The following is a 21,878-nucleotide window of genomic DNA, read 5'->3' on the forward strand; positions in this document are numbered from 1 at the left end:
GGCTCTGGGCATCGCGGATAATGCACGCCGCATGGGCGAAAAGATAAGCCAGGCCCGCGACGTGCTCTTTCTCGGGCGCGGCCAGATGTACCCGCTGGCCCTTGAGGGCGCTCTGAAACTTAAAGAAATCAGCTATATACACGCAGAAGGCTATGCCTCGGGCGAGCTCAAACACGGACCCATAGCGCTGGTGGATCAGAACGTGCCGATCGTCGTGATGGCGCCGCGTGACAGGCTCTTTGATAAAACCGTCAGCAATATGCAGGAGGTGATGGCGCGCAAAGGCAAGGTGATCCTTATCTCTGACGCCCGGGGCATCGAAGAAGCGGGCGACGGCACGTTCGGGACCATCCTGATGCCGACGGTACAGGAAGTGGTAAGCCCGATTATCTACGCGGTGCCCGCACAGCTACTTGCCTATTACACAGCCATCGCAAAGGGCACAGACGTTGATCAGCCGCGAAATCTCGCAAAATCGGTAACGGTGGAGTAACGCCCCTGTCAGCCGCCGCGCCGGACCTCGATTTCGATCAGGTCTGTCAGAGGTACGCCCAGCACCCGCATTGCCGCCAGTGAAAGCCGGCTGCCCGAGGTGGGCGGACCGTCAATCGGGATGAGCGTGACGCTGACCGCCCTGCCGCTCCCGGGATCGGTGACAGACCCGGACGTCTCGTCCTGCACAAGCGCGGTTTTGAGCCAGAAACCCGGCTCTGCCGGGCTTCCCAGCGATGCAACTGTCCTGCCCAGGGTGGCGCCCGACGACGCGCTGGTGACCGCAGCTTCGCGTTCCTGCGGCGTTGTGGTGTCGAAGGCTTCAGGCGTTGCGGGGCCCGCCGCCGCGACCTCGGGTTCCTCCGGGAACACCGGCGCGCCCCAGAGCGTCTCCAGATCATCCTGCCAGCCGGCACAGCCCGGCAGCCCCGCAAAAAGCAGCGCTGCAATGAGACCGCGGCATGTGGTTCTGTTTCTCTTCTGATCGGTCATACTTTGAAACTAAAGCACAGCGCCGGTATGGCAACAATGCGTTATCCGCTTGCCGCGCCGCGCGGGCTTGATTACTTTCCGGCCCATGAACCAGCCACTCATCGATCCCTTCGCGCGCGCCATCACCTACCTGCGGGTCTCGGTAACCGACCGCTGCGATTTTCGCTGTGTCTACTGCATGTCCGAGAATATGACCTTTCTGCCGAAAAAAGAGCTGCTGACTCTGGAAGAGCTCGACCGGCTGTGCTCGACCTTTGTGGGGCTCGGCGTGCAGAAACTGCGCATTACGGGTGGCGAGCCGCTGGTGCGCAAGGGTATCATGACCTTTTTTAACAGCATGTCGCGCCATCTCGAGGCCGGCACACTGAAAGAGCTGACACTGACCACCAACGGCAGCCAGCTGGAGCGTTTCGCCAAAGACCTTTATGCCGCCGGTGTGCGCCGGGTAAACGTCTCGCTCGACACGCTCGACGAAACGAAATTCGCCGAAATCACCCGCTGGGGGCGCCTGCCCCAGGTCCTGCGCGGTATCGATGCAGCTCTGGCTGCCGGCCTGCGTGTCAAACTCAACGCGGTGGCACTTAAAGGCTTCAACGAAGAAGAACTGCCGCGCATCACTGAATGGTGTGCAGAGCGCGACATGGATCTGACCTGGATCGAGGTCATGCCCATGGGTGATCTTGGCAACGAGGACCGGCTGGGACAGTACTGGTCTTTGAAAGACGTGCGCGCGCGCTATGCCGGGCACTACACCGTTACTGATCTGGCTGAACGCACAGGCGGTCCTGCGCGCTATGTCCGGCTCGAAGAAACCGGCCAGAAAATCGGGTTCATCACGCCACTGAGCCACAATTTCTGCGAAAGCTGCAACCGGGTGCGGATCACCTGCACCGGTGAGATCTACCTCTGTCTGGGTCAGGAAGACATGGCCGACCTGCGCGCGCCGCTGCGCGCCCACCCGGAAGATGACCGGCCGCTGGAAGACGCAATCCGTGCGGCGATTGCGCTCAAGCCCAAAGGCCACGATTTTGACTATTCACGGCAGCGGGCGGACGGTCAGATGCCGCGCCATATGAGCCATACGGGCGGCTGATCCGTCCGATGCGTGCGCCACTGCTTTATCAGTTTTATGTGGCCCTCACTGTTCTGCTCGTTCCCTTTGCGGCCTGGATCGCAACGCGCAAGCTGCGCCGGGCCGGCTATCCGGCCCTCAGAGCCCATGAAAAACTGGGCCATGCCAGCGTGCCGCGCATCGGCGGCGGGCCACTGATCTGGTTTCACGCCGCATCTGTGGGGGAAAGCCTTTCTGTTCTGGCGCTGATTACCGCGATGGGCCGCGCCCTGCCACGCGCACAGTTTCTTATTACCTCCGGCACGCCGACATCTGCGAAGCTCGTGGCCGAACGGATGCCACCGCGCTGTGAGCACCAGTTTGCCCCGCTCGATGCGCCAGGACCGATCAAGCGGTTTCTCGGCCACTGGCGGCCTACAGCTGCAATTTTCGTTGAAAGCGAACTCTGGCCGCAGATGCTCCGCCGCACGCGTGACCGCGGCACCGCCATGGCGCTGGTGAACGCACGTCTGAGCGAACGCTCGCGTGCCTCCTGGCGCAAGCGGCCACAGACCGCGGCCTATGTACTGAACGTCTTTGATCTGATCATGACGCAGAACGATGAGATGGCGCAGGCCATGGTCGATATGAATGCCCCGGCCGACCGGGTGGCCCGCGGGATTAACCTGAAATCACTCTCTGAGCCGCTGCCCGTCGATCCGCAGACAACCGCACGGGCACGGGCGGCTTTGAAGGGGCGCCCGGTCTGGGTCGCGGCTTCGACCCATAAGGGTGAAGAGGAAAGTGTGCTCGATGCTCATACACAGCTGTTAACGAGCCACCCTGATCTTGCGCTAATTCTTGTGCCGCGCCACCCTGAGCGCAGCGCAGAGGTCGAAACGCTCATTAAGGCACGCAACTTTTCCGTCGCTCTGCGGTCGCGCGACGAAAGCCCGGCAAAGGTCGAGGTCTATCTGGCCGACACCCTGGGTGAGCTGGGGAACTGGTACGCGCTGAGTGAGATCGTGTTCCTTGGCGGTTCACTGCTGCCTGTTGGCGGGCACAACCCTTTTGAGGTTGCTCAGGGCGATGCCGCAGTGCTCTCCGGGCCGCATGTAACAAACTTCGCCGAGACATATTCGGAGATGACGTCGCGGGGCGCGGCGATCCTCGTGGATGATGCCGAAGCCCTGGCACAGGAGGTGGAAATGCTGCTCGACAATGAGGCCTATCGCAACGGCACGGTGCTCGCCGCGCAAAGCTTTGTGCGCGGGCGGGCCGATCAGCTTGACACTATCGCGCAGCGCCTGATCCGCGCGCTGAGCCTGGAGGACAGCCAGTAATGGCCCCTGCCCCCGCACCGCAGGTTGACCCGCGCGATACAGAAGTAATTGCGCCCAACTTCAAAAAGCGGCTCTCCGGCGTGACCGCCACCGTGGTGCGTCTGGTGCCGCTGCAGGCGCAGAGCATCGGCATCGCAGCCACCGGTCCGGTGCTGCCGCCACAGGTGCCGCAAATCCCGCTTGCCAGCCTGCCCTGGCTCTCGCGGCGAGGTCCGGGGCCTGCAGGCTGGCGTGTCTGGCATGCCCGGCGCAATGTCGAGATGATCGGCGGGCTCGCGCTCCGGTATCTGCTGGGCAAGCGTCTGAAGCTGCTGTTTACCTCCGCGTCGCAGCGCAAACAGACGGGTCTGACACGCTGGCTGATCCGGCGCATGGATGCCGTTATCGCAACGTCGGAAAAAACCGCGGCCTATCTTGAGGGGCCTTCGACAGTTGTCATGCATGGCATTGATACCGAGGGGTTTTCCCCGCCGGAAGATCGCTCTGCCCTGCGTGCAAAGCTCGGAATCTCCGACATCGGGCCGGTGATCGGCTGCTATGGCCGCATCCGGGCGCAAAAAGGCACGGATGTCTATGTCGATGCAATGACGGACCTTTTGCAGGAACATGTTACCGCCACCGCCCTCGTGATGGGTCGCGCAACGGACAGTCACCGTGATTTTGACGCCGGGCTGCGCGCAAAGGCAAAGGCGGCAGGGCTGTCGGACCGCTTGAGGTTCATGCCCGAAGTGCCGACAGAGGAAATGGCCGACTGGTACCGCATTCTGGACCTTTATATCGCACCGCAACGCTGGGAAGGGTTCGGGCTGACGCCGATCGAGGCAATGGCCTGCGGCTGTCCGGTTGTGGCCACACGGGTCGGTGCTTTTGAAGCGCTGGTGGCGGAGGGCGAAACCGGGATGCTGGTCGACGCGGGCGACGCAGATCAGATGCGCGCGGCCGCAGACGCCATACTGTCGGACCCGGAAAAGCTGTCAGCCTGGTCCCGGAATGCCCGCAAACGCGCTGTCACCGAGTTTTCTATCGAAAAAGAAGCGGCCACCCTGGTCGGGATCTACCGCGATCTGCTTGGCGCATCCTGAGATCAGGCGGCTGGCATCCGCCGCTCGACGATTTCCGCCCACCAGCTGCAGCCAGCCGGTATCACCTCGTCGTTGAAGTTGTATTCCGGATGGTGCACCGCAGCGCTCTCACCATTCCCGACGAGAATGTAGGCACCGGGCCGCTCTTCGAGCATATAGGCAAAGTCCTCCCCGCCCATCACCAGCGGCGCATCCGCACAGCTGCCGGCGACAGAGGCCGCGACCGAGGCGGCGAATTCCGTCTGCTCTTCGTGATTGACCATAACCGGGTAGTTGCGCGTGTAATCCATCCGCGCGGTCGCACCGAAGCTCGCGGCAATGCCCTCCGCAAGCGTTGTCAGGCGGGTCTGTGCCAGATCACGCATCTTCGGCGACATGGTACGCACTGTGCCCTTCATCATCACCCGCTGCGGAATTACGTTGTACGCTTTTGACGAGGTTTCAAATGACGTAATCGAGACTACAATCTGATCCACAGGGTCCGCATTCCGGCTGGCGATGGTCTGTGCGGCCATGACGATCTGGCTGGCAACCACGGTTGTGTCAATGGTCTCGTTTGGTTTGGCCGCATGCCCGCCCAGACCCTCGATCTCCAGGTTGAAGATATCTGTGGCCGCAAAAAAGGGCCCGGGACGGATCGCGAAACTACCGGAAGGCAGCCCGGGCCAGTTGTGCATGCCGTACACCTCCTGAATGCCAAAGCGGTCCATCAACCCGTCTTTGCACATCTCCAGACCGCCGCCGCCGCCTTCTTCGGCGGGTTGAAAGATCACCACGACCGTACCATCGAAGTTACGTGTCTCGGCCAGATATTTCGCCGCCCCCAGCAACATCGACGTGTGCCCGTCATGACCACAGGCATGCATCGCGCCTGGCGTCTTTGACGCGTATTCCACGCCGGTCTGCTCCAGGATCGGCAGCGCATCCATATCCGCACGCAGCCCGATCACCCTGCCCGAGCGGTCCGATTTCCCGCGGATCACGCCAACGACCCCGGTCCGCCCGATCCCCGTCGCAATCTCATCACAACCAAACGTTTTGAGCTTTTCCGCAACCAGCGCCGACGTACGGTGCGTGTCAAAGAGCAGTTCAGGATTTTCATGCAGATCCTGTCGCCAGGCCGTAATTTCGGGGTGGAGTTCAGCAAAACGGTTTTTGACAGGCACGGGAGGTCTCCGGGAGAGGGCGCCTTGCAGAGCGCGGTTTCGTCGCACGACGCGTGCGCCCGTTTTAGTTGATACAGCAGGAGCCGCAAGAGCCACAGGTCACATCCGCGTCAACAGACAGGCGCATAACAGCGGCAGCCATGGTGCCGCGTTAAAGCGCGGGCCCGGGATCCATCCGGGTCCCGTCCATGAACCGCGACAGCCGGAAACGGGTCAGATCATGCCCGGGCGGCGTGCCGGTGGCGAGTGCAGCCAGGATCTTTCCCATGCCCGGCCCGATACCGAACCCGTGTCCGCTCATGCCGGTTCCCAGAATGAGCCCGGGCAGAGCGGCGATATGATCTACCACAGGCACCACATCCGGCATCGTGTCGATCATGCCCGCCCAGGCATGTGACAACTCAAACTCCGGCATTCCGGGAAACAGCGCCGCAAACTCGCGCTTCAGCGCTCTGAGCTGTCCGGCATTGGCCGCGGGGTTCAGCACCCGCAGTGCTTCAAAGGGGCCCGCTTCGTCGGCGGACCACCGGCGCGGTGTACCCCAGGCATCAGGATAGCCCCGGGGGGCCGCCGGCAGGAACCGGGTGCCAAAAGGATCCGCCCGCAGTTGTGCCAGGAATTTCGGCAACGCCCGGAACGCGTCCCACCCCAGAAACAGCTCGTGAAAGCCTCCTGCGGCAAGAGAGTACCCGCCATCTGCCCGATAGCGGAAGGAAATGCGGTGATCTGCGACCCCTCCGGAAGCAACTTCGGGCAGCGGCGTCGTGGAGGCCACGGTGGCCCGCACCGACAACTGAGGAATGTGCACATCGTGATTGCGCAAAAAGAGAGAAGACCACGCCCCGCCAGCCAGAACGACGACGGGTGCTGCAACGCGGCCGGCTTCCGTGACTACACCAGCCACGCGACCCGCCGCGATATCAAGCACACGCACGGCACAGTCCTCGGCGATCACGACGCCTTCGCGGGCCGCGATCTCTGCCAGCGCCGGAACCGCGCGCCAGGGTTCCGCGCGCATGTCAGAGGCCGTGTGCAGAGCGCCCGCAAAGCCTCCCGACATGCCCGGTACGAGTTCGGCGGTCTCCGCCGCACTCAGCAGCCGCGTGTCTACGCCATGCGCGCGGGCAAAGGGCAGCCATGCCTCAAATCTCGCAAGCTGCTTTGCCGACCGCGCGAGATACGTCACGCCTCCGGTTTTCAGCCCGATATCCACGTTGGTCTGGCGGGCAAGTTCTTTCCAGAGACGGTTCGCCCCGATCATGACCGGAAGCTCATCCGGATCCCGCCCCTGCTGGCGGATCCAGCCCCAGTTACGGCCCGACTGCTCGCCCGCGATCCGGCCCTTTTCCAGCAGCAGCACCCGCCGCCCGGCCCGTCGCAGATAAAGGGCGGTACAGACGCCGATCACTCCGCCACCAATCACGATGACATCGGTTTCCCGTGGCAGGTCCGCGCGCCAGGTCGCGGCATTCTGTTCAGTGATCGGGATACCCTGCACGCGCAGCATCCGTCAGGTCTGCAACCGTCTGAGCAGGCTTTTCATGAACGCGTGACCGGCCTCGAACTGAGCGCGGGAGATATATTCATCGGGCTGATGTGCCTGGGCGATATTGCCCGGCCCGCAGATCGCGGCGGAATAGCCCGCTTCCTGAAACTGCCCGGCTTCGGTGCCGTAGCTCACCACATGGGTGCCGTTGTCACCGGTGATCATTCGGGCGAGCGTTTCAGCCTCTTTCGCCTCTTCGGGGACCAGCGGCGGCACGGTGTGCTCGTGGATGATATCGAAGCCGGTCTGCGGAACCACCGCCTTCATACCGGCTTCAACTTCACGCAGGCGGTCGCGCACCCGGTCCCCCCACATGCCGGCGCTTTCGCCGGGCACGATGCGAATGTCGAGCAGGAAAAAGCAGTCTTTTGCGGTGATGTTATGCGCCGTTCCCCCCCTGACAACCCCGACATGGGCAGTGGTATAAGGCGGGTCGAAAACCGCGGCCAGGTCTGTCGGTTCCGCTGCGCGGTTTGTGTCATTGACCGTATTTGTCCAGTCGATGACTTTGGCCGCGCTCATAATGGCACTCACGCCCTTGTCGGGCATGGAGCTGTGCACCTCGAAGCCGCGTGCGTGTATCTCAAAGCCGATGCTGCCTTTGTGGCCGGTCACAACCTGCATCTCAGAAGGCTCACCCACAATCACCGCCGACCCCTTGGGCAGCACAGGCTGCATCGCCCGTATCATCGGCGGCGCACCGACGCAGCCAATCTCCTCGTCAAAACTGAGTGCGAGCTGCAGGGGCCGGGTCACACCGGCATATTGCGCTTCCACAAGTGCCCAGATCGCAAGCGCGTCAAACCCTTTCATGTCGCAGGTGCCGCGCCCGTAATACCGGCCGTTCTTTTCGACGACCTTAAAGGGGTCTGTGCTCCAGTCCTGGCCCTCAACCGGCACCACATCGGTGTGTCCCGAGAGCACGACGGCCCCCTCTTCCAGAGGCCCGACATGGGCGAAAAGAGCAGCCTTGGGCTCATCCGGATCAGCATAGCGGTGAGATGTGATCCCGTGCCCCGACAGATACTCTTCAACCCATCCGACCAGCGGCAGGTTCGTAGAACTGCTGACGGTCGGGAAGGAGACGAGCTTTGTCATCAGCTCAAGCGGTGACAGGCGATCTGGCATGCCCGTCAGTATCCGCTGTCGGTTTGCAGCACGAAGTGTCCCGGCTCGACCTCGCGGTACACCGATGGCTCCGGCGCATAGCCCGCAGGGTGAATAGGTGACGGGATCGGTTTGAAACTGAGTTCGCTTTCATCCTTGCGCCGGGTCGGATCGGCGATCGGGACCGCCTTCATCAGCGCCTGAGTATAGCTGTGCTGCGGGTTCTCAAACACCCGCGCGCGAGGCCCAAGCTCGACAATGCGACCCAGATACATGACGCCCACATGGTGACTGACCCGCTCGACGACAGCCATGTCGTGGCTGATGAAAAGATAGGAAATACCAAGCTCCGCCTGCAGCTCCAGCATCAGGTTCAGCACCTGCGCCTGCACCGACACATCAAGAGCCGAGACGGCCTCATCCGCGATGATGAGCCTGGGGTTAAGCGCAAGAGCCCGGGCAATGGCCACGCGCTGGCGCTGCCCGCCGGACAGCTCATGCGGGAAGCGTCGCATGAAACTGCGCGGCAGCTCGACCCGGTCAAAGAGCATGCCAACACGTTCCATGACCTCTTTGCCTTTGAGCGTGCCGAAATTGTGGATTGGTTCAGCGACCTGATCAGCAAGCTGCATCTGCGGATTGAGCGAGGCAAAGGGATCCTGAAAGATCATCTGCATATCCAGACGCGCATCACGCAGCGCGCTCTGGTCCAGCGCCAGAATATCCTTGCCATCCAGATTAATCTCGCCGGCCATCGGCTCGACCAGTCGCAGAATGGACCGCCCCGCCGTCGATTTGCCGCAGCCGGATTCCCCGACAAGGCTCAGCGTCTGGCCTTTGTTAATGTTAAAAGACAGATCCTCCACCGCATGCACATTCGCCACGGTGCGCCGGAAAAACCCGCCCTTGACGGGAAAACGCGTGGTGAGGTTTTTCACGCTCAGCAGCACCTCGTTTGTACCAGGCACCGGCTTGATCTCGCCCTGATCACTGCCCAGCAGCTTCATCGGCTCAGGGGCGGATTTGCCGCGCATCTCGCCCAGCTTGGGCACCGCGGCGAGCAGCGCCTTTGTATAAGGATGCTGCGGCGCCTCGAAAATCTGGCGCACCGGACCTTCTTCGACCTTATTGCCGCGGAACATAACGACCACTCGGTCAGCCATCTGGGCGACCACCGCCATGTCATGGGTGATAAACATGACCGCCGTGCCGGTCTCGCGTTTGAGCCGGTCCATCAACGCCAGTATCTCGGCCTGGATAGTGACATCAAGCGCCGTCGTCGGCTCATCGGCGATCAGCAGGCGCGGTTTACAGGCCAGCGCCATGGCTATGACAACGCGCTGTCGCATGCCGCCGGACAGCTCATGCGGGTACTGTTTGAGCCGGCGTTCCGGCTCCGGGATCCGGACCTCTCGCAGCAGTTCCAGCGCGCGGGCTTCCGCCTGAGAACGGCTCATGCTTTTGTGCAGCCGCAACCCCTCGGTCAGTTGTCGCCCTACCGTAAAGACCGGGTTCAGCGCCGTCATCGGTTCCTGAAAGATCATCCCGATCTCATTGCCGCGGATGGTCTGCATCAGGTCGGTGCCGGTTTTGGCCAGATCGATGGCATCAGCCCCCGGACGGTCGAAAAGGAGCTGTCCGCCGGTGATCTCGCCTCCGCCAAACTCCACCAGCCGCATCAGAGACAAAGACGAGACCGATTTACCCGATCCGCTTTCGCCGACGACACAGACCGTTTCGCCCGCGCTGATCTCGAACGATACGTCTTCCACCCCGGTGACGGGCCCGTCTTTTGTCTGAAACTCGACGCGCAGATTTCTGATCCGGGCGATCGGTCCGGGCGTGTCGCCCGAGGTTGCGTGATCCAGCATATCTGCCCCTGTCATGGATTTTACCGACGCTACGCTCAGCCAATGACCACTGTCAAACACCGCGTGCCCCTTTCCACCGGATCAGCCATGACAAGGCTTGCTTTTTCCGCAAAACATGCTTCGATGAGGTCACGCATCCGGGGGGATCGGCGAGATATCTGCATTTTTCTGCAGGATCAGCCCGAAAAACATCAATCCCTGAAAGTGATAAAAATGACTGTCTGCAAAGGACAGTACAGACCGGCACCCTGGTGTCCAACAAGGAGTATAACATGAAACTGAGAACCCTGTTAATGAGCGCGGTCGCAACCTCCGCGCTTGCGCCTCTGGCGATGGCCGACGGCCACGAAGGCGAGCGCGGGCGCGATGGCAATGTCAACGTGATCTACTGGCAGGCGCCGTCGATCATGAACCCGTATCTGTCGGGCGGTACAAAAGAGCTTGAGGCTGCCTCGCTCGTCATCGAACCGCTCGCCCGCTACAACCAGGACGGCGAGATTGTGCCGTGGCTGGTCGATGAAATTCCCACAGTCGGAAACGGCGGGGTGAGCGAAGACCTCAAATCCATCACCTGGAAACTCTCCGACGGCCTTATGTGGTCTGACGGCACACCCGTCACCTCCGAAGATGTGAAATTCTCCTGGGAATACTGCACCGCAGAGGGCGGCGGCTGTGCCCAGATCGAAAAGTATAATGACGTGGTCTCTGTCGACACACCTGACGATCAGACGATCGTCGTGAACTTCGGCGTAGCCAAGCCCTTCCCCTACGGCCCGTTCGTCGGCGCCCAGGCTCCGATCCTGCAAAAAGCACAGTTCGCTGACTGCATGGGCGCCAAGGCACCCGAATGCACAGAGGCCAACTTCAATCCCATCGGCACCGGCCCCTTCACCGTGACCGAATTCAGGCCCAACGACGTGATCACGCTGGCCGCCAACGAAAATTACCGCGATCCGGGCAAACCGGCCTTTGCGACGATGACGTTCAAAGGCGGTGGTGACGCCAATGCCGCAGGTCGTTCGGTTCTGGAAACCGGCGAGTTTGATTATGCCTGGAACCTGCAGCTGGCCCCCGATGTGCTGGAGCGTATGGAATCTGCCGGCAAGGGCAAAAATATCGTGTCCTTCGGCACATCGGTTGAGCGGATCCTGATCAACCTGACCGATGTGAGCCCGGAGCTCGGCGACGAGCGCGGCACGGCGGCGCACCCACACCCTTTCCTCACCGACAAGGCTGTGCGCCAGGCGATGTCCATGGCTATCGACCGCGCGCTGCTGACCGAAGTGGGCTATGGCAGCTTTGGTAAGCTCACATGTAACGTGCTGCCTGCCCCTGCCGCCTATAGCTCGCCCAATAACGACAGCTGCCTGACGCAGGACATCGAAGGCGCCAAGGCAGTGCTGGAAGAAGCCGGCTGGACGGACAGCGACGGTGACGGTGTGCGCGACAAGGACGGCGTGAAGCTGTCGGTGCTCTATCAGACATCGACCAACTCCGTGCGTCAGGATTATCAGGCGCTGATCAAGGACTGGTGGGCTCAGATCGGCATCGAAACCGAACTGCGCAACATCGACGCGTCGGTGTTCTTTGGCTCAGATCCGGGCTCGCCCGATACGTTCCAGAAGTTCTTTGCGGACGTCGAGATGTTCACAAACAACTTCGACGGCACCGACCCCGAAGCCTATATGGCGGGCTGGGCCTGTGATCAGGCGCCACGTCCTGAAACACAGTGGCAGGGCAACAACATGATGCGCTTCTGCTCTGAAGAGTATGACGCGCTGATTGCTGAAATGGCCGTCACAGGTGACATTGAAAAGCGTGCAGAACTTGCCATCGCGATGAACGATATTCTGATGCAGGAATACGTGATCCTGCCGCTGACGCACCGCGGCCGGAACGCCGCACATGCCAACAGCCTCGGCGGCGTTATCATGAACGTGTGGGACAGCGAGATCTGGAACGCTGCTGACTGGTACCGCATCGACGGCTGATGCGATTTTGAGCAGGGCGCGATCAGCCGGTCGCGCCCTGCTCTTTTCCGGCCTTTCGCGAGCTTGCGTTACCGACACTTCCCGCCAACGATAACAAGAACGACCCCTAAAAGGCGCGCCCATGCTGACATTCACAATCCGGCGACTTGTGCTCGCAATCCCGACGCTGATGTTCATCAGTCTGGTGATTTTTATGCTGCTGCAGCTGGCGCCGGGCGATCCTATGGCGCAGGTGCCCCTTACCGTCCCCCCTGAAGTGAAACAACAGATGCGCGAGGCGCTTGGCCTTGGCGCCCCGGTCCACGTTCAGTACTGGAAATGGCTGGTGCAGTTCTTCTGGATTGAGCCGCAGGTGGTGATTGACCACTGGTTCGGCACGACCTTCTCCGAAGGCAAACTGCGCGTCATTTCCTGGCAGACCCGCTCGCCGGTGATGGATATCGTGATACAGCGTATGCCCCAGACGCTCTGGGTGGTCGGCATGTCCTATATCGTGGGCATTCTGCTGGCGCTGCCCATCGGAATCTATTCCGCCTATAAGCAATATTCGCTCTTTGACCAGGCCGGCACATTCATATCGATGATCGGCTTTTCCGTGCCGCCCTTCTTTTCCGGCGTGATCGTGATCGTGATCTTTTCGGTGAACCTGGGCTGGTTCCCCTCGATCTATGACACCACCCATGTTGTCACCGACTGGGCCAGCTTCAAAGTGCAGCTTCAGCAGATGATCATGCCGGTGATGGTACTGGCCCTGCAGACCACCGCGCAGATCAGCCGTTTCATGCGGGCCTCCATGCTCGATAATCTCAACCAGGATTATGTGCGCACCGCCCGGGCCAAAGGCCTGAAAGAGAGCGCGGTTGTCATGGTGCATGTGCTGCGAAATTCGATGATCCCCATTGTGACGGTGATCGCTCTGGGCATCCCGTCGATCTTTGGCGGCGCAATCATCACCGAGACGCTCTTTAAGGTGAACGGCATCGGCCAGCTCTTGCTGACCGCGCTCTTTGCCAACGATCTGCCGATGGTCATGACGCTGACCTTCATCTTCGCCATCCTGATCGTGGCCTTTAACCTGATCGCTGATGTCCTCTACGGGCTGCTTGATCCGAGGATCCGATATGACTGACCAGCATGTGAACGCAGCCGCCGCCGAATACGAGCTCTACGGCGCGCTCAAAGACAAAGAACCGCAGAAGGAGCCGCGCAGCCAGTGGAAGGACGTCTGGGACCAGTTCCGCAAACATAAAGGCGCGCTCATCGGCGGCGGGTTCCTGCTGGGCATCACGCTCTTTGTGCTGGTCGGCCCGTGGGTATGGCCGGTCGACCCTAAACAGCTTGATATCCGCAACAAAGACCTCCGTCCGATCTACACACTGCTCTGGAACCAGGATGCCAATACGCTCTGGTCGCGTCCCTTCGGCACCGATAATCTGGGCCGCGACATCATGGCCACGCTGATTGCAGGCGGCCGGGCTTCGCTGGCCGTGGGCTGGACGGCGATGATCCTGTCGCTGCTGATCGGTACGGCTGTGGGCGTCTGCTCAGGCTACTTCAAAAAACTTGACGGCGTACTGATGCGCATCACCGACCTCTTTCTGTCACTGCCGATCCTGCCGCTGCTGCTGGTGGCCGTCACACTTTTCCGCCAGCCGCTGCGCGCGGCCTTCGGGCCGGAGGGCGGCATGTTTATCCTGATTGTCGGGGTCATCGGGATCACCTCCTGGATGCCGACTGCGCGCATTGTGCGGGGCGAGATTCTCGCGCTGAAAGAACGCGAGTTCATTCTCGCGGCCCGCTCTATCGGGACCACGCCGTTTCAGATCATCCGCCGGCATCTGCTGCCGAACGTGATTTCACCGATCATGGTCTCGGCGACACTGGGCCTTGCCACGGCAATCATCACCGAAAGCGCCCTGAGCTTTCTCGGCGTAGGCTTTCCATCCGATTTCCCGACCTGGGGCAAGCTTTTGTCCGATGCCGTGCCGCGTATGGAAGAATTTCCGGAGCGGGTCATGCTGCCTGGCATCCTGATTTCGGTGACGGTGCTGTCGGTGAACTATCTCGGCGATGGCCTCAGAGACGCGCTTGACCCCCGGATCAGAGGGCGCTGACACTCTCTGATCTGCACGACATGAGGGGTTTTCTGAAACAAACAGCGCCAGCCGTTCGCCAGTCCCGAAGCACGACAGTCAGGAAAGCACCGCCTGAACCCGGCATCAAAAAAGAATGCTTTGAGGTGACGAAAGATACGGGACGGCGGGCGGGGCGTTTTTGACGCAGTCCAAAGAGCGCCGTTCCGTCGTTATAAGTCCAACAATAACGGGTGCCGGACCGCAGGCTACCCGCCGGACACCTGCTTTTCCCTGCCCGGTGCTTTTCAGCCAACAGGCACCGTTACTCCACGCTGGCCCGGAGCCGTCTGACCATCCACCAGACCAGCAGCACAACGGGCACCGTCACCAGCGCCGTCAGCATGCCCTTGCTGAGCCCGGTGGCCTCCGACACAGGGTAAAGCAGATACCCCGCCAGCGAGACCGCATAATAGCTGATCGCCACAACCGACAGCCCTTCAACCGTGCGCTGCAACCGCAACTGCAGATCAGAGCGCTTGTCCATACTCGCCAGCAATGCCTGATTCTGGGCGGAGCGTTCCACATCCACCCGCGTGCGCAGCAGGTTCGAGGCCCGGATCGACCGGTCCGACATCTGTTCCAGCCGCCGCTCCGCAGAGCTTACAGTGCGCATCGCCGGCGCGTACCGCCGCATCATAAATTCCGAAAAATGCTGACGGCTGCGGAACCGCATCTCGCGCAGCGCCTCGATGCGCTGATTGACCAGTGCTTCATAAGCCCCTGTCGCGCCGAACCGGAACGACGACTGCGCAGACAACGTCTCAAGCTCAGCCGAGATGCTCAGCAATGCATTGAGCGTCCCCTCCGCACTTGCCGTCTCGCTTGTCATATCGCTCATCAGACTGGTCAGCCGGGTATCAAGCTCATTCAGACGCGGCTGCAGCGCCCGCACCCGCGCAAATCCCAGCATCGACATGGATTTATAGGTCTCGATCTCACACAGACGCTGCACGATGCGCCCGATGCGACGGGTCGCGGTCTGATCACCTGCAAACACCGCAAACCGCAGATGCCCGTTGGTGTCGATCCTGAAATCCCCTGCGACAGTGGCCGCATTTTCCAGCACATTCGCCACCGCCAGGCTCTCCGAGACAAACCAGTTCTCCAGCGACTGCTCGATCTCTGCCTCGTCTTCCGGGCGCGGCACGACATGCACCATCACCGAGGTTATCCGCTGTCCGGGCGCCTCATCCAGCCAGTCAGACGGAAAGACGTCAAAGCCCGACGGGTCAAACGGGCGCTCAGTACCCTCTTTGATAAACGCGGTATAGGTAACGAACTCCGTGTGCTGCTCCCACTTGATCCAGTGGCGTCCGATCTGGCCGTAGTAATGCGTGGCGCCGGGTTGCGGGTGCGGCGCGCCATGGCGGTCCAGCAGATCCGTGAGGTGTCGAAGATCCTCAGACCGGTCACGGCTGACCGCATCATTTGGCCGCTTGATCGCAACATATACGGCGCTGCAGGGCGCCTCCATCGAAGGAAACGGCCGGGCGTGCAGCTCATTTGCGAGCTTATAACGCAGCGGATGATCGGTAATGGGTGGCATAAATCAGGCTCCGGAGTCAGTGTGAGACATAACGACCTCACCCCCAAAGTCAATAAATTTCACCTTTCTGATCAGTAGCTTAACTGAGTGCAACGGTATACCATGCGCATTTCGGACCGCTCTGCCTGCAAAGACTGTTCAAATCCCGCGCCTTAGCCCCTGCGTCAGCCTGTCCCGGAACATCGCGTCAGAAAGCCGCGTTAATCCTGGACGCACAGGAACAAAGGACGACGAAATGAGCAAGAGCGAAAAGGCCCCTCTGACCACAGGGCCCGTCTGGCGTGCGCTCGCATCGATGTCCGCCCCGATGAGCTTTGGTATTTTCGCCGTGTTGAGCGTGGGTCTTGCGGATGCTTATTTTCTGTCACAGGTGAGCGGTGCAGCCCTTGCGGCTGTGGGGTTCATCTATCCGGTGACGACGGCTGTCACTTCGCTGTCGATCGGCCTCAGCGCCGGTGCCAATACGGCGCTGAGCCAGGGCGTGGGGCGCGGAGATGACGATGAGACCGCACGGCGCCTCGGCCTGCACGCGGTTGGCCTGGGGACCGTGCTCGCTGTGGTCACAGCCGTAATCCTGTGGCTTTCTTTCCCGCTCCTTTTTTCCGCCCTTGGTGCAACCGATGCCGCCGCGCGCGAGATTGCGGGGTATATGCCGGTCTGGAGCCTCTCTTTTCCGTTCCTTGTTACAATGATGGTGATCAACGCGGTTTTCCGGGCGCATGGCGACAGCCTTACGGCACCTCTCATTATGATCGTTGCCGCGGTCATAAACCTCGGCCTTGATCCCTTGCTGATCTTTGGCATGTGGGGTCTGCCTGAAATGGGCACGCGGGGTGCTGCGGTCGCGACATGCGTTGGTCGCGCCACGGCGATGGTCATAGCACTCTGGCTGGCCTGGCGGCGCGGGTTTCTCGGCGTCTGCGGCAATCCGTTTTCGGGCGTTACCGGATCAGTGCGCGCGGTACTGAGCGTTGGCCTGCCAGCGGCCTTCTCCAACGCCATCAACCCTGCCGGTATGGCGCTGGTCACCGCCGCTGTTGCAACTGTAGGCGAGGCTGCCGTTGCGGGCTTTGGCGCGGCGACCCGCGTTCAGAGCCTCGCTCTCGTGCCGCTTATGGCGCTCTCGGCTGGCATCGGTCCGGTGGTGGGCCAGAACCGGGGCGCGGAGGAATACGACCGTGCGCGCCAGGGCACAACGCTGGCCTTCGGTTTCTGCGTCGCCTATGGCGCCCTGATTGCCGTCGTGCTGGGGTTCTTTGCGGAACCGATCGCCCGCGCTTTTACCTCCGGAAGCGAAGACACCGGCTATGCCACGCTGTATCTGCGGTTTGTGGGCGCAAGCCTCTTTGGGTACGGTATTGTGGTTGTGGCAAATGCGGCGATGAACGCCCGGGACAAAGCGGTGTGGTCCATGGCCCTGAGCCTGTCGCGGATCTTTGTGATCTACCTGCCGCTGGCATGGGCCGGTGCGCTGATGGCGGGCTTTCCCGGCGTCGTGGTTGCGGCCATCCTCGCCAATGTTCTTGGCGCATGGGGCGGGCTTGTGGCTACCCGTGCCACGGGACTGATCGCGACCGATACGCTGCTGATCAATGCGCCGCGCCGCCTTTTGCCTGGTCAGTCCTGAAAACTGTATGATCCGCTGAATATCAGGGGTGCCGCACGGCGCGCGGTCTGCCCGCATCATCCAGAGCCACGAAAGTGAAGTGTGCATCAGTGACCTTTACGCGCTCTTCGTGGTGCCGCACCCGGCGCCAGGCCTCCACATGGATGCGCATCGACGTCTGGCCGATCCTTGTGGCCTCGGCATAGAGCGACACTTCATCTCCGACTTTGACAGGGCTGAGAAACTGCATCCCGTCCACGGCCACGGTTGCCGACCGGCCGCCCGAGATGAGCGCGGCAATGTTCCCTGCCGCCAGGTCCATCTGTGACATCAGCCAGCCGCCGAAAATATCGCCGGCGGGATTGGTATCTGCCGGCATTGCGACGGTACGGATTGCAAGAATCCGGTCGCCCTGATCAGGGCGGCCGGAGGGTTCAGGCTGATCGCTTTGCGGTACGGCCGGATTACCGGGCTTCATCCTGCGGCGTCAGTCGATCAGGGGCAGAAGCTTATCAAGGCTGGCCTTGGCATCGCCGTAGAACATCCGCGTGTTGTCCTTAAAGAACAAAGGGTTTTCGATGCCCGAATAGCCAGTGCCCTGTCCGCGCTTGGACACAAACACCTGTTTGGCTTTCCAGCATTCCAGCACCGGCATACCGGCGATGGGGCTGTTGGGATCATCCTGTGCGGCCGGGTTCACGATGTCGTTGGACCCGATCACAATCGCTACATCGGTGCTGGGGAAATCATCATTGATCTCGTCCATTTCCATGACGATGTCATAGGGCACCTTAGCTTCCGCGAGCAGCACGTTCATGTGCCCCGGCAGACGACCCGCGACAGGGTGAATGGCGAAACGCACATTCTTGCCTTTGGCGCGCAGTTTGCGCACCAGATCGGCAACAGCGCTCTGCGCCTGCGCGACGGCCATACCGTACCCGGGGATGATGATTACGCTGTCGGCCTCGTTGAGCGCCGTGGCAACTCCATCTGCGTCAATCGCAACCTGCTCGCCCTCAACCGCCATCTGCTCGCCCGCAGGGCCGCCGAAACCACCAAGGATCACCGATACAAAGGACCGGTTCATTGCCTTGCACATGATGTAGCTCAGGATCGCACCTGACGAGCCTACCAGCGCGCCCACTACGATCAGCAGATCGTTGCCGAGGCTGAAACCGATCGCCGCCGCCGCCCAGCCTGAGTAGCTGTTGAGCATCGAGACCACGACGGGCATATCGGCACCGCCGATGCCCATGATCAGGTGATATCCGATAAAGAGCGCCAGCAGGGTCAGCAGAACAAGTGTCCAGCTGCCGGCGCCGTTCATGTACATAATCGCCAGAAGCAGCGAAAGACCTGCAGCCGCCGCATTGAGAATGTGCCCGCCCGGCAGCTTCGCCGCAGAGCTGTTCACCCTGCCCGCAAGCTTGCCGTAAGCAATGACGGAACCGGTAAAGGTTACCGCACCGATCCAGATGCCCAGCACCAGCTCGACCCGCAGGATGCCGATTTCTACGCCGGTTTTCTTGGCGATGAGCTGACCGAAGGAGGACAGCCCCTCATAGATGCCGTCAGGCAGCTGCGCATAAGCGCCCGGGGTGCCGAGCATCAGCGCGTTGTCGGCGAAAAGACTGCTCATGTTGTTGATCATAATGTCGGCGTTGAAGCCCACAAAGACCGCCGCAAGACCCACGAGCGAGTGCATGATCGCAACCAGTTCCGGCATCTGCGTCATCTGCACTTTGGTTGCAAGCTGATAACCGACAGCAGCACCCATGGCGATCAGAACAACCGAGACGATGCCAAGACCCTGCCCCGGTCCGATAAGCGTCGCAAGTACAGCGATTGCCATGCCGACGATGCCGTACCAGACGGCGCGTTTGGCGCTTTCCTGACCGCTCAGGCCGCCAAGGCTGAGAATGAAGAGAACAGCGGCGACCGCATAGGCCGCAATAGTAAATCCGAATTCCATTGTTCCCGTCCCCTTAAGATTTCTGGAACATGGCGAGCATGCGCCGTGTCACAAGGAAGCCACCAAATATGTTGATCGAGGCCATAAAGACCGCCAGTGCCGCGAGCAGCGTGATCAGCAGTGAGCTGGACCCGATCTGTATGAGCGCCCCCAGAATGATAATCGACGAGATCGCATTGGTGACTGCCATCAGCGGTGTATGCAGGCTGTGCGCGACGTTCCAGATCACCTGAAAGCCGATGAAGACCGCAAGAATGAACACGATGAAGTGCTGCATGAAGCTTGCCGGTGCTACCAGACCCACAGCCAGGAGCAAACCGCCACCGATGGCCAGCAGTCCGACCTGATTACGGGTCTGCAGTTTGAAATCGGCGATTTCTTTGGCCTTTTTCTCCTCCGCCGTCAGTTCTTTGGCTTTTTCTTTTTTCGGAGCCGCGGCGATGGCCGACACCTTTGGCGGTGGCGGCGGGAAGGTCACCTCTTTGGCATGGGCGATGGTCGCACCACGGATCACATCGTCATCCATGTTGTGATTGACCTCACCGTCCTTCTCCGGCGTGAGATCGGTCATCAGGTGGCGTATGTTTGTGGCGTAGAGCGTCGAGGCCTGGGTCGCCATCCGGCTGGGGAAATCTGTGTAGCCGACGATGGTGACACCGTTGTCAGTCACGATTTTCTGGTCGGGTACAGTCAGTTTGCAGTTGCCGCCCTTCTCCGCCGCAAGATCCACGATGACCGAGCCGGGTTTCATGGACTTCACCATGTCTTCGGTCCACAGCTCAGGAGCTTCGCGGTTGGGGATCAGCGCTGTGGTGATCACGATATCGACCTCAGGGGCGAGCTCGCGGAATTTAGCCAGCTGTGCTTCGCGGAATTCCGGGCTCGAGACAGAGGCGTATCCGCCCGAGGCGGAGCCATCCTGCTGTTCTTCCTCGAAATCGAGGTAAACGAACTCGGCACCCATGGATTCGACCTGTTCCGCCACTTCAGGACGCACGTCAAAGGCATAGGTGATCGCACCGAGCGACGTGGATGTCCCGATCGCCGCCAGACCCGCGACACCGGCACCCACCACCAGCACTTTGGCAGGCGGCACTTTACCCGCCGCCGTGATCTGCCCGGTAAAGAACCGGCCAAAGTTGTTGCCCGCCTCTATGACCGCGCGGTACCCCGCAATATTCGCCATGGAGCTCAGCGCATCCATTTTTTGCGCGCGGCTGATCCGGGGGATCATTTCCATTGCGACAACAGTGGCGCCCTTTTCGGCCGCCTGCTTCATCTTGTCTTCGTCCGCAACCGGGCTGAAGAAAGAAATCAGCGTCTGATCGCTGCGCAGACGCTTCATCTCGGCCTCGGAGGGCACGCGCACCTTGGCCACGATGTCGGCAGCCTTCCACAGTGCGGCGGCGGTTTTGGCGATCTCGACACCGGCCTCCTTATAGGCCGCATCGGCAAAGCCTGCTTTTTCGCCCGCGCCGCTCTCGATTATGCAGGTATGGCCGAGTTTTTGCAGCTGCAGGGCGCTGTCCGGCGTCATTGCAACGCGGTTTTCGCCCTCAAATGTCTCTTTTGGTGTGCCGATCTTCAATGGAAGCTCCCCCCGGTATTTACGTTTTCGAGCAAAATGGTGCACAGAAGTGCGTTGTCCAGTACCGTTTCAACGGACGGTGCACAAGCAGGCTGAAGCCTGTGAGCGCTCACGCCTGCCCGGATTTCAGACCCATCTGCCGGTTTTTTCAGCATAGCGTGCAAAATCCGCCCGGAACAACCGCCGAAGCCGGTTTTCTTCCTGTACGATAAAGCGTTTCTCGAGAACCCGCGCCAGAACCGGGACCAGCACCAGCGACAGCACCGCGTCAAACCACAGGCACAGCCCTGCCAGGATCAGCACATCCGCGAGATAAATCGGATTGCGCGTTTTGCTGAAAATACCACTGGTGATCAGCTTCGCAGGCTCGCGGTGCGGGATGATCGTGGTGCGCGCGCGGCGAAATTCCATCGCCGCCAGCCCGGTCAGGACCAGCCCTGCGCCGATCAGCAAACCGGCGAGCAGCGAGGTCACCGGATGCGCGAGGCTCAGCCCCAGCGGCAAAACCTTCGCCTGCCACCAGGCGATCACAACACAGCCCGCAAGCCAAAGGGGCGGCAGATCAAACTGCTTCACGGCACAGCCTCCGCAGGTTCCCAAAGCTCAAGCGGGTTTCCTTCAGGATCATGCAGTCGCGCAAACCGGCCGTTCGGATAGCTTTGCGGATCAGGAGTGACCTCAATCCCGGCGGCCTGCAGACCGGCCACCATATCATCGAGATCATCAACCCGGAAATTCACCATAAAGGCCTGCGACTCTTTTCCGAAGTATTCTGTCGCCTTGTCAAAAGGCGCAAAAACGGTGGGGCCGGCCGCCTGGGTCCATACAGGCTGGTCAAAGGCCTGCGGTACCGGTGTCACGCCGAGGTGCTTTTCATACCACGCGGCCAG

19 protein-coding genes are annotated in these 21,878 nt (G+C 61.0%); 8 read left to right on the forward strand and 11 right to left on the reverse strand.

Annotation, left to right across the window (positions count from 1 at the left end; all coding sequences use genetic code 11):
* A partial coding sequence (locus Q0M35_RS09265) for an SIS domain-containing protein (RefSeq protein ID WP_295314455.1) occupies positions 1 to 493 on the forward strand: 493 nt, incomplete at its 5' end.
* Positions 494 to 501: 8 nt separating this feature from the next.
* Here the strand turns inward: Q0M35_RS09265 and Q0M35_RS09270 are convergent.
* The gene (locus Q0M35_RS09270; protein ID WP_295314457.1) at positions 502 to 984 is read right to left on the reverse strand and encodes a hypothetical protein; all 483 of its coding nucleotides are present in this window, start codon (positions 982 to 984) and stop codon (positions 502 to 504) included.
* Positions 985 to 1,069: 85 nt separating this feature from the next.
* Here Q0M35_RS09270 and moaA point away from each other — a divergent pair, with 85 nt between their 5' ends.
* Genes moaA through Q0M35_RS09285 form a run of 3 tightly spaced genes read left to right on the forward strand, consistent with a single transcriptional unit; the run spans position 1,070 to position 4,460 of the window.
* Entirely contained in the window at positions 1,070 to 2,077 is a 1,008-nt protein-coding gene (gene moaA / locus Q0M35_RS09275) for a GTP 3',8-cyclase MoaA (protein WP_295314459.1), read from the forward strand.
* 8 nt (positions 2,078 to 2,085) lie between these two features.
* The gene (locus Q0M35_RS09280) at positions 2,086 to 3,378 is read left to right on the forward strand and encodes a 3-deoxy-D-manno-octulosonic acid transferase (RefSeq protein ID WP_295314461.1); all 1,293 of its coding nucleotides are present in this window, start codon (positions 2,086 to 2,088) and stop codon (positions 3,376 to 3,378) included.
* Entirely contained in the window at positions 3,378 to 4,460 is a 1,083-nt protein-coding gene (locus Q0M35_RS09285) for a glycosyltransferase family 4 protein (protein WP_295314463.1), read from the forward strand. Before Q0M35_RS09280 ends, Q0M35_RS09285 begins: the two co-directional genes overlap by 1 nt.
* Before the next feature lie 2 nt (positions 4,461 to 4,462).
* Here the strand turns inward: Q0M35_RS09285 and Q0M35_RS09290 are convergent, their stop codons facing one another.
* From Q0M35_RS09290 to Q0M35_RS09305, 4 genes are all read right to left on the reverse strand, one after another.
* Positions 4,463 to 5,626: a M20 aminoacylase family protein gene (locus Q0M35_RS09290; RefSeq protein ID WP_295314465.1), complete on the reverse strand. Its 1,164-nt coding sequence runs from the start codon at positions 5,624 to 5,626 to the stop codon at positions 4,463 to 4,465.
* Between the two features lie 151 nt (positions 5,627 to 5,777).
* Positions 5,778 to 7,115 carry an FAD-binding oxidoreductase gene (locus tag Q0M35_RS09295; RefSeq protein WP_295314489.1) on the reverse strand — a complete coding sequence of 446 codons (1,338 nt, stop codon included), beginning with the start codon at positions 7,113 to 7,115 and terminating at the stop codon, positions 5,778 to 5,780.
* A 21-nt stretch (positions 7,116 to 7,136) separates the two neighbouring features.
* Complete coding sequence (gene argE / locus Q0M35_RS09300; protein WP_295314467.1) at positions 7,137 to 8,300, reverse strand: acetylornithine deacetylase; 1,164 nt, start codon at positions 8,298 to 8,300, stop codon at positions 7,137 to 7,139.
* Positions 8,301 to 8,305: 5 nt separating this feature from the next.
* The gene (locus Q0M35_RS09305) at positions 8,306 to 10,150 is read right to left on the reverse strand and encodes an ABC transporter ATP-binding protein (RefSeq protein WP_295314469.1); all 1,845 of its coding nucleotides are present in this window, start codon (positions 10,148 to 10,150) and stop codon (positions 8,306 to 8,308) included.
* A 272-nt stretch (positions 10,151 to 10,422) separates the two neighbouring features.
* Here Q0M35_RS09305 and Q0M35_RS09310 point away from each other — a divergent pair, with 272 nt between their 5' ends.
* The 3 genes from Q0M35_RS09310 to Q0M35_RS09320 all read left to right on the forward strand — a co-directional run bounded on the left by Q0M35_RS09310 (position 10,423) and on the right by Q0M35_RS09320 (position 14,255).
* Positions 10,423 to 12,141, forward strand: a complete 1,719-nt coding sequence (locus Q0M35_RS09310) for a peptide ABC transporter substrate-binding protein (protein WP_295314471.1) — start codon at positions 10,423 to 10,425, stop codon at positions 12,139 to 12,141.
* 121 nt (positions 12,142 to 12,262) lie between these two features.
* A complete protein-coding gene (locus tag Q0M35_RS09315) occupies positions 12,263 to 13,270 on the forward strand; it encodes an ABC transporter permease (protein WP_295314473.1) in 1,008 nt (335 codons plus the stop codon).
* Complete coding sequence (locus Q0M35_RS09320; protein ID WP_295314475.1) at positions 13,263 to 14,255, forward strand: ABC transporter permease; 993 nt, start codon at positions 13,263 to 13,265, stop codon at positions 14,253 to 14,255. Before Q0M35_RS09315 ends, Q0M35_RS09320 begins: the two co-directional genes overlap by 8 nt.
* Before the next feature lie 283 nt (positions 14,256 to 14,538).
* Here the strand turns inward: Q0M35_RS09320 and Q0M35_RS09325 are convergent, their stop codons facing one another.
* Positions 14,539 to 15,822, reverse strand: a complete 1,284-nt coding sequence (locus Q0M35_RS09325) for a DUF3422 domain-containing protein (RefSeq protein WP_295314477.1) — start codon at positions 15,820 to 15,822, stop codon at positions 14,539 to 14,541.
* Between the two features lie 235 nt (positions 15,823 to 16,057).
* On the opposite strand from Q0M35_RS09325, the gene Q0M35_RS09330 reads away from it, so the two are divergent.
* The gene (locus Q0M35_RS09330; protein WP_295314479.1) at positions 16,058 to 17,449 is read left to right on the forward strand and encodes an MATE family efflux transporter; all 1,392 of its coding nucleotides are present in this window, start codon (positions 16,058 to 16,060) and stop codon (positions 17,447 to 17,449) included.
* A 22-nt stretch (positions 17,450 to 17,471) separates the two neighbouring features.
* On the opposite strand, the gene Q0M35_RS09335 is transcribed toward Q0M35_RS09330, so the two are convergent.
* From Q0M35_RS09335 to Q0M35_RS09355, 5 genes are all read right to left on the reverse strand, one after another.
* A complete protein-coding gene (locus Q0M35_RS09335) occupies positions 17,472 to 17,807 on the reverse strand; it encodes an acyl-CoA thioesterase (RefSeq protein WP_295314491.1) in 336 nt (111 codons plus the stop codon).
* 108 nt (positions 17,808 to 17,915) lie between these two features.
* Positions 17,916 to 19,400: an NAD(P)(+) transhydrogenase (Re/Si-specific) subunit beta gene (locus Q0M35_RS09340; RefSeq protein ID WP_295314481.1), complete on the reverse strand. Its 1,485-nt coding sequence runs from the start codon at positions 19,398 to 19,400 to the stop codon at positions 17,916 to 17,918.
* 13 nt (positions 19,401 to 19,413) lie between these two features.
* Positions 19,414 to 20,988: a Re/Si-specific NAD(P)(+) transhydrogenase subunit alpha gene (locus tag Q0M35_RS09345; protein WP_295314483.1), complete on the reverse strand. Its 1,575-nt coding sequence runs from the start codon at positions 20,986 to 20,988 to the stop codon at positions 19,414 to 19,416.
* A 126-nt stretch (positions 20,989 to 21,114) separates the two neighbouring features.
* The gene (locus Q0M35_RS09350; RefSeq protein WP_295314485.1) at positions 21,115 to 21,564 is read right to left on the reverse strand and encodes an isoprenylcysteine carboxylmethyltransferase family protein; all 450 of its coding nucleotides are present in this window, start codon (positions 21,562 to 21,564) and stop codon (positions 21,115 to 21,117) included.
* On the reverse strand, positions 21,561 to 21,878 hold a 318-nt coding region (locus tag Q0M35_RS09355; RefSeq protein WP_295314487.1), incomplete at its 5' end, for a VOC family protein. The genes Q0M35_RS09355 and Q0M35_RS09350, both read right to left, overlap by 4 nt.

It is taken from the genome of Roseobacter sp. (assembly GCF_024639605.1).
Classification (GTDB): domain Bacteria; phylum Pseudomonadota; class Alphaproteobacteria; order Rhodobacterales; family Rhodobacteraceae; genus Roseobacter.

Coding starts and splice junctions, on each gene's coding strand:
- Q0M35_RS09270 (WP_295314457.1), bottom strand. CDS start 984: ATGACCGATCAGAAGAGAAACAGAACCACATGCCGCGGTCTCATTGCA.
- moaA (WP_295314459.1), top strand. CDS start 1,070: ATGAACCAGCCACTCATCGATCCCTTCGCGCGCGCCATCACCTACCTG.
- Q0M35_RS09280 (WP_295314461.1), top strand. CDS start 2,086: ATGCGTGCGCCACTGCTTTATCAGTTTTATGTGGCCCTCACTGTTCTG.
- Q0M35_RS09285 (WP_295314463.1), top strand. CDS start 3,378: ATGGCCCCTGCCCCCGCACCGCAGGTTGACCCGCGCGATACAGAAGTA.
- argE (WP_295314467.1), bottom strand. CDS start 8,300: ATGCCAGATCGCCTGTCACCGCTTGAGCTGATGACAAAGCTCGTCTCC.
- Q0M35_RS09305 (WP_295314469.1), bottom strand. CDS start 10,150: ATGCTGGATCACGCAACCTCGGGCGACACGCCCGGACCGATCGCCCGG.
- Q0M35_RS09310 (WP_295314471.1), top strand. CDS start 10,423: ATGAAACTGAGAACCCTGTTAATGAGCGCGGTCGCAACCTCCGCGCTT.
- Q0M35_RS09315 (WP_295314473.1), top strand. CDS start 12,263: ATGCTGACATTCACAATCCGGCGACTTGTGCTCGCAATCCCGACGCTG.
- Q0M35_RS09320 (WP_295314475.1), top strand. CDS start 13,263: ATGACTGACCAGCATGTGAACGCAGCCGCCGCCGAATACGAGCTCTAC.
- Q0M35_RS09325 (WP_295314477.1), bottom strand. CDS start 15,822: ATGCCACCCATTACCGATCATCCGCTGCGTTATAAGCTCGCAAATGAG.
- Q0M35_RS09330 (WP_295314479.1), top strand. CDS start 16,058: ATGAGCAAGAGCGAAAAGGCCCCTCTGACCACAGGGCCCGTCTGGCGT.
- Q0M35_RS09335 (WP_295314491.1), bottom strand. CDS start 17,807: ATGCCGGCAGATACCAATCCCGCCGGCGATATTTTCGGCGGCTGGCTG.
- Q0M35_RS09340 (WP_295314481.1), bottom strand. CDS start 19,400: ATGGAATTCGGATTTACTATTGCGGCCTATGCGGTCGCCGCTGTTCTC.